Below are 7,145 nucleotides of genomic sequence, written 5' to 3'. Positions count from 1 at the left end.
CTGCTGGCGCTGGTCGTCCTGTGGCTTGCCGGGCGCGCCGCTGTCTACTTCTCGACCGACATCGGCTGGCAAGCAGCCGCGGTGATCGATGGCTCATTTCTGTTTGTGGTGGCTGCCGCCGCCGCCCGCGAAATCATCGCCGGACGCAACTGGCGCAACCTCAAGGTGCTGCTGCCGCTTGTCGTGATGGCGTGCGCCAACGGCATGTTCCATTTCGAGGCGCACCTTCAAGGCACATCCGACATCAGCCGCAGGCTCGGTATGGCTGCGGGGATCGTACTCATCTCGCTGATCGGTGGGCGTATCATTCCGAGCTTCACACGCAACTGGCTCGCCCGGGAAAATCCTGGCAAGCTGCCTGCACCGTTCGGCCGTTTTGACATCGCATCGATAGCCATCTCAGCTATCGCGCTGGGAGCGTGGACGTTCGCCCCCCACAACCGCGTCTCAGGAATGCTTATGGCCGTCGCTGCAATCTGCCAGGTGTGGCGTCTGTCGCGCTGGGCTGGCGAACGGACATTGCGGGATCCGCTCGTGCTCATCTCCACCTTGCATATGCTTTCGTGCCCGTCGGTTTTGCGTTGGTTTCGGCGTCGATCCTTTTGCCCGCAATCGTACCGGTCGCTGCCGGGCTGCATGCGTTCGGCGTCGGCGCCGTCGGGTCAATGACGGTCGCAGTGATGGCCCGCGCCACGCTTGGCCATACCGGCCGGCAACTACGGGCCGGACTGCAAACCATTGTTGTCTTCGCGGCGATCCTGATCGCTGCCTTGTCACGAATCCTTGCGGTTTTTCTCCCTAAGGACGCGATCGTCAATGTCGCCGGCGTTGCATGGGTTCTGGCCTTTGCTGGCTTTCTCCTAGCCTACGGCGTGGCCTTGACGACGCCGAAGGCCAAGTAGCGATCTGAGGGGATGATGTGACGCTGCCCCACAAGCTCAGACACTGTGAGGCTAAAACTATAATCCGGACGAGGGACGTGGCCGGTGCCTCCACGAGGCGAGGGCCGCGGACGGCTGTTCGACGTCCCCATCGCCTTACAAATGCGTAAGGTTGCAGCCACAATTCCGGGAGGATTCGAGCCAAATTATGTCGATGTTCCCTGGCTATTCAGTATCGCGATCACGCAGCTGTTAAACGTCAGGAAAATCAAATGACGGAAACCAGAATTGGCTACTCAACTTCCCAGATTGCGCTTCATTGGATCATAGCTGCGCTGGTGTTATTCCAACTGTTCTTTGGCGAGAGCATGACAACCGTGGTCGATGCTGCCGAAGATGGAGCCGCCGTCTCGTCAGGCGATCAGGCATTGGGCTCTGCCCATTACTGGATAGGAATTTCGACCCTGGCACTCGTGCTGATCCGGTTGCTAATGCGTGTAGTTTCCGGTGCGCCTGAGCCTGCAGAAAGCGGACCTGGCTGGATGCGGATCGCCGCACGTGGTTCACACGGCCTTTTCTATCTGCTCTTGCTTTTAACGCCCATTGTGGGACAGCAGGCTGACTACATTGGCGACCCATGGGGCGACATCCATTCCCTCAACAAGCCAGTGTTTGTCGTCCTGATTTCGGTCCATGCCGTGGCGGCACTGTTCCACCAGTACTGGCTTCGCGATGGCACACTGAAGCGGATGCTGTCGCCCGGTCGACAAGCGGGTCCGTCACGTTTGTAGCCGCCGCCGATACTAAGATCCGACGGCGCTGACGGTCAGATTATTCTCAGGTGAGAGAGCAGATCGCTCGCCCAGCCAGAGCGGTCTCGCACCAGCCTGAATCCCAGATTGTCGGGAGGCGTACCGACGGCACAGCCTCCGCTTTTTCCGTCACTGACGAAGTTCGACATGTAGGCTCTGTGAAGCCCTTCAAGGACGTGGACACCGCAATTGTCGACCGAACTCGCAACACCGCTTCCATCCGCAGCCAACGTGGTGCGGACATAGCAGGTCGAAGTCCACTCCCAGACGTTGCCAGAAAAGTCGGCAAGGCCCAGGGAATTGAAACCAAACGAGCCACGGCTCTTGGGCATCGGGTCCGGTTTGCGATTGAGGTCCACCTCGGCCTTGTAGCTGGTGAGCCATCGTCTGGCGGGGTTGGTGGCGTCGTTTTCGACACCCTCGAATTCGCCTGCGAACCGCTCAGCAGCGGCAAAGGCCCACTCTTCGTCGGATGGCAGTCGCCATTGGTCGCCGGTCACTTCCGAATACCACCGGGCGTAGGCATTCGCATCGAGATAGCTTACTCCGGTGACGGGAGCTTTGCTTGGGATCGCGCGCGTCTCCTGAGCTGGCTGACAGCCACCAGCCGACACGCAGTCCGCATAGTCGGCCGCGCCGACCTGGTAGGCCATGATTTCGAGAGGTCTGTCGAGTTGCCGCTCGAGGCGGGGGTTGCCTTGCGGGCGTCCCTCTTTCAGGAACTCGCCCGGAGTCGGATAGATGATCGAACCGGAAAGCAAGACAACCGTCATAGCGATGGGGTGGGATTGTCGATCTCCAAAGACCGCCTCTAGCGAGAGCCCTACCGGAACAGCAGCGGCGGCCAGGGCGACCGGCAGGACCTTCAGGATGAAAAGAGACATGGCTTTTGTCCTTGCCCGGACAGCGGCGCCGTCCGGGCATTTTCGAGTGCCGTCAGTTGGTGGCTATGGGTTTGGGCGCCTCGACCTGCGTCATCAGGTCGGCATCCCACTCGCCTTCGACCATGAAGTGAGCGGTCGCTCCGAGTTCCACGGCCTCAATCAGATTGTGATTCACGTAGGCGTAGACACCTGGCTGCAGGAACGTATACAGCGCCGAGCCCGCCGAGCCGCCACGGATGAACCAGGTTTCCAGGTCCTTGGCCGGCGGGTTGGCGAATTTGCCCTGTTCCCAGACATAGTCGCCGTGACCGCCTATCAGATGCGGCCGGGTATCGCGGTTGGCCTGTGAATGGACGATCAACACGGTCTCGCCGACTTTCGCCTTCATGGCGTTGTCGCCGGTCAGGGAACCTACCTTGCCGTTGAACAAGACATGCGTCGGGATCAGCCCGCGCATGACCTTGACGATGTCATCGTAACCGTCGCCGGCAGATTCGTAGCTCTTGAAATTGCCCTTCTCGTCGCGCGGAATATAGAAGTCGTTCTCGCCGATGTAGAAGATCTTGTCGTATCTGGCCGGCTCGCCCTTGTCGTTCCTGAGCCCATCGCGCGGCAACACCATGATTGCGCCGCTCATGCCGGAGACGACATGCCAAGGGATCATCGCGCCACCAGGTGCGCAGTGGTAGACGAACGTTCCCGTCCGCGTCGCCTTGAAGCGCAAGGTCACCTGTTCGCCGGGATTGATCAGCGTGAGACCGCCACCACCCAGAGCGCCCGTCGCGGCGTGGAAGTCGATGTTGTGGGCGAGTGAGTTGGTGTCGGGATTGATGAGCGTCAGCTCGAGATAGTCGTCCTGATGAACGACCATCAGCGGGCCGGGGATCGAGCCGTTGTAGGTCATCGCATTGAGCGTCGTGCCGTCGGCGTCGATGACAAGAGGCTTTTCCTCGATCGTGATGGTGAACTCGACGATCTTGGGTCCACCCTTGGCGACCTGATCGTGCGGATGGACGAACGGCGGTGCCACGAGCTTGATCTTTTCGCGGGCGAGCCCTCGAATGTCCGCCTTTGTCACAGGTGCCGAAAATGCAGGTAGTGCTGCCACGGCGGCAGCGCCGATCGCTGCCCCGAACAGAGCTTCACGTCGCGTGATCATGTCAGTCTCCTATCTCTCAACCGTTGCGGATGAGCAGAACCTAGCTGACCTGACGCAGCGTTTCTTTGCGCTGGCGCAAATTGGTGGAGTTCATTTTGGAGACCTAAGATTCTCGGACACCGATCTGGCGCGTCATAGTCAAGGTGGAGACGGTCGTGGTCCGGTTATTTTGCCAGCACTTCGCTATCTGCCGATCTTGTCTTCCCGATCGATAAGGATCCGCTCGGCGGCGCCGTCGAGATCTTCGTACTGGCCACTCTTCAAAGCCCACAGGAACCCCCCCAGGCCAAGCGCGCCAAGAAAGAGGGCCACAGGTATGAGGTAGGCAAGGGTTGTCATGAGGATTGGGCCAATTTGGTGATATCGGAACGCCTGTCGCGCCGAACATTTTTCACCGGCGAACTTGGCCTGGAACTCTGCAGACGCAGCGCATTTCCGATCACGAGCAGCGATGAAGCGGACATGGCGATCGCTGCGATAAGAGGCGTGACGTGGCCCAGGATGGCGATCGGCACGGCGACGGCATTGTAGACGATCGCAATCGCGATGTTCTGGCGGATCAGGTGTCCCGCCTTGCGCGAGACATCCAGCGCGAGAGGCACAGCCAGAAGGCTTTCGCGCAGGAATACGAAGTCGGCCGCATTGCGGCCAATGTCGGCGGCGGTGGCCGGTGCGATCGAGACATGCGCCGCGCTCAGTGCAGGCGTGTCGTTGAGGCCGTCACCAACCATCAGAACCTTGTGTCCGTCTTTCGCCAGGGTCTCGATGCGCTCGACCTTGCCCGACGGCAGCAGGCACGGAACGAAGTCCTCGACACCCAGCATTCTTGCAACTTCACCGCAGGCACCTGCGGTATCGCCCGACAGCATTTGCATCGACACCCCAGTATCGTTCAATCGCTTGATCGCCGCCGCCGCGTCGGCGCGCAGCGCATCCTCGAAATCGAAGGTCGCGACAATGAACCCGTCTTTTGTCAGCACCGTTCCGCCATAGCCATGGTTGCCTTCACCACCGGTCCGGGCCTTCCATCCAGCCCATCCGCGTCGACCCAGCCGCCAGATGCTTCCGGCGACAGTGGCTTCGATCCCGAACCCCGGATGCTCTGTGACGGCATCGAATTTGTGTTGCCCGCCAGGAGCGGCAAAGCCGGTTATGGCCTTTGAAAACGGGTGACGCGAGTGCGCGGCCATGTCTGCCGCGATTGCCAGCATGGCCGGATCGATCGACGATGCATTGAGGAGCCGGGGTTGTCCGAGCGTGAGCGTTCCGGTCTTGTCGAACACTGCGTTATCAATCGTCGCCAGGCGCTCCATGGCCGAACCGTCCTTGACCATGATGCCGTTCTCGAACAGACGCCGCGCGGCGACCACCTGAACGATCGGTACGGCGAGGCCGAGCGCGCACGGGCAGGTGATGATCAGAACGGCAATGGCGATCGTCATCGCCCGGTGCCAGTCGCCCGTCGCCGCCATCCAACCCAGGAATGTCACGAAGGCGGTGAGATGAACCACGGGCGCGTAGAGTGCCGACACGCGATCAGCGATGCGGCGATAGTGCGCGCGACCGCCCTCTGCGGCTTCCATCAGCCGAACCATTTCGGCGAGGAACGAATCCTTCGCGGCGGCGGTCGCCTCGATCGTCAGCGGGCCGGTAAGATTGAGCACGCCGGCCTGCACGGCTTCGCCCGGCGCCACGTTTTTCGGCGCGCTTTCGCCTGAGGCCAGCGAGCAGTCGAGATCAGACGCTCCGTGGATGATCTTGCCGTCGACGGGGATCCTTTCACCGGCCGCGATCAGCAGCTGCATCCCCGGTTCGATCTCGCCAACCGGCAGATAGTCGCGCGCGCCATCGCCGCGCAGCACCATGGCGCCGCGTGCGGCCAGCTGCGACAGGCCTTTCACCGCGGTGCGGGCACGTTCGCGCATCACGTGATCCAGCGTCCTGCCGATCAAAAGGAAAAAAAGCAGCGAAACCGACGCGTCGAAATAGGCGTGGTCGCCATGGTTGATCGTCTCATAGAGGCTCATGGCGTAAGCGAGCGACACTCCGACCGCGATCGGCACGTCCATGTTCATGCGGCCGTGGCGCAGTGCATTCCAGGCCGAGCGGAAGAAGATGCCGCCGGCGAAGGCGAGCGCTGGGATGGCGATCAATGCGGAGACCCAGTGAAACAGGTCGCGGGTAGCCCCTTCGGCCCCGGACCAGACAGAGACCGAAAGCAGCATGATATTGCCCGCCGCGAACCCGGCAACCGCGACGGCGCGGATCAACTCCGAAAGCGTCCTGTCCTTTTCATCAATCTCGGGGGCGAAGAGATGCGCCTGGTAGCCGAGCCGTCCAAGCGCGGCGACGAACGGTGGAACCTCGTCGCCACGCCAGCGGACCGAGACCCGTTTCGTCGACAGGTTGACGCGGGCGCTCTCGACGCGATCGAGCGTTCCCAACGCCGTCTCGATCGTCTGGATACAAGCTGCGCAATGAACGCTCGGCACCGAAAGATCGGTTTGGCGGAGATCATCTCCAAGCGATCGGCTCGCCAGCCTGATCTCTTGACTAGACGGCAGGACCGACGTGGTGCTGCCCAGATCAAGCGCCATTTCGGCGCCCGGTGCACAACAACTCATTTCAGCGCTCCATGGGAAATCATGATCCTGCGGACTTCGCGGTAGGGCTCGGCCAGACCGGCGTCAGCGTCGACTTCGACGATCCAGACGCCATCCTTCGGCATGTGCTGGGCTGCGAATTCCTGGCCGGAGGCGAGGGCGAGGTTGACCGCCTTGTCCTCTTTCTCGTAGGCGGGATGGCGAAACAGCACCTTGACGCCATGCAAGGGAACCGGCTTGCCGGCGGCGTCGGTGAGGCCATAGCGAACTTCGCCCCATGCGATGGTCAGCCTGCCGGTCCAGCCAAGGGCTGCTTGCGCGCGACCCTCCTCGGCCTTCTTGTTGAATTGCTGGCTCGCCACATAGGTGTTCTCGACGACAAGGCCGGTCCAACTGGTGTTGGCGAGCGTGGCCATCGTCAGATTGACCGCGCTGACCACGCCGAAGAAGGCAAGGATGGTGAACAGCATGTGCCTGCCGGTGAATTCGCGGGTTTTTTCAGCGTTAGCGGTCATCTGGCGATCTCCGGCGCGTTGAAGGTGGCGGTGTATTCGTCCGCCTCGAAGCTCGACTTGTCCTCGACACGGAACGTGAAGGTTTGCGCTGCGCCACGGATTTGGTCGGCCGGCTGGCGCACGAAGACCTTCAGCATTTTCAGGCGATCGGGCTCGACCGGGATGGCAAAGGAGCGACCCGCCTTGATGTCGTCCCCGACCACGCTCATTTCGCCTCCTTGCAAGCCCTGCATGGTGACAACAATGATCCGCGGCTCGGGGATCATGTTGAGCAGTTTGACGGTGTAGCCG

9 protein-coding genes are annotated in these 7,145 nt (G+C 61.3%); 3 read left to right on the top strand and 6 right to left on the bottom strand.

Features of this window, described 5'->3' with window-relative positions:
- The 3 genes from EN884_RS19265 to EN884_RS19260 form a co-directional block, all read left to right on the top strand.
- Positions 1-669 (top strand): NnrS family protein (locus EN884_RS19265; RefSeq protein WP_348632989.1); only part of this gene is annotated, 669 nt, incomplete at its 5' end.
- Entirely contained in the window at positions 564-902 is a 339-nt protein-coding gene (locus EN884_RS40280) for an NnrS family protein (RefSeq protein WP_348632988.1), read from the top strand. The genes EN884_RS19265 and EN884_RS40280, both read left to right, overlap by 106 nt.
- A 251-nt stretch (positions 903-1,153) precedes the next feature.
- Positions 1,154-1,672, top strand: coding sequence for a cytochrome b (locus tag EN884_RS19260; RefSeq protein WP_128360684.1), 519 nt, complete (start codon positions 1,154-1,156; stop codon positions 1,670-1,672).
- A 35-nt stretch (positions 1,673-1,707) separates the two neighbouring features.
- Here EN884_RS19260 and EN884_RS19255 read toward each other — a convergent pair whose 3' ends face one another.
- From EN884_RS19255 to EN884_RS19230, 6 genes are all read right to left on the bottom strand, one after another.
- A complete protein-coding gene (locus EN884_RS19255; RefSeq protein WP_013524993.1) occupies positions 1,708-2,577 on the bottom strand; it encodes an SUMF1/EgtB/PvdO family nonheme iron enzyme in 870 nt (289 codons plus the stop codon).
- A 52-nt stretch (positions 2,578-2,629) separates the two neighbouring features.
- Positions 2,630-3,736 carry a copper-containing nitrite reductase gene (nirK, locus tag EN884_RS19250; protein WP_013524994.1) on the bottom strand — a complete coding sequence of 369 codons (1,107 nt, stop codon included), beginning with the start codon at positions 3,734-3,736 and terminating at the stop codon, positions 2,630-2,632.
- A 183-nt stretch (positions 3,737-3,919) separates the two neighbouring features.
- Entirely contained in the window at positions 3,920-4,075 is a 156-nt protein-coding gene (gene ccoS, locus EN884_RS19245) for a cbb3-type cytochrome oxidase assembly protein CcoS (protein ID WP_013524995.1), read from the bottom strand.
- Positions 4,072-6,360 (bottom strand): cation-translocating P-type ATPase, encoded by a 2,289-nt coding sequence (locus tag EN884_RS19240; protein ID WP_128360683.1) that lies wholly within the window; start codon positions 6,358-6,360, stop codon positions 4,072-4,074. The genes ccoS and EN884_RS19240 overlap by 4 nt, the downstream gene beginning before the upstream one ends.
- Entirely contained in the window at positions 6,357-6,854 is a 498-nt protein-coding gene (locus tag EN884_RS19235; protein WP_128360682.1) for a FixH family protein, read from the bottom strand. Before EN884_RS19235 ends, EN884_RS19240 begins: the two co-directional genes overlap by 4 nt.
- Positions 6,851-7,145: FixG Ig-like domain-containing protein (locus EN884_RS19230; protein ID WP_281034832.1), on the bottom strand; the 295-nt coding region annotated here is incomplete at its 5' end. The genes EN884_RS19230 and EN884_RS19235, both read right to left, overlap by 4 nt.

The sequence above is a fragment of the Mesorhizobium sp. M7A.F.Ca.AU.001.01.1.1 genome (assembly GCF_004022735.1).
Lineage (GTDB): Bacteria > Pseudomonadota > Alphaproteobacteria > Rhizobiales > Rhizobiaceae > Mesorhizobium > Mesorhizobium ciceri.
The sequence above is the reverse complement of the archived record's forward strand: the minus strand, read 5'-3'. Positions and strand labels throughout refer to the sequence as shown.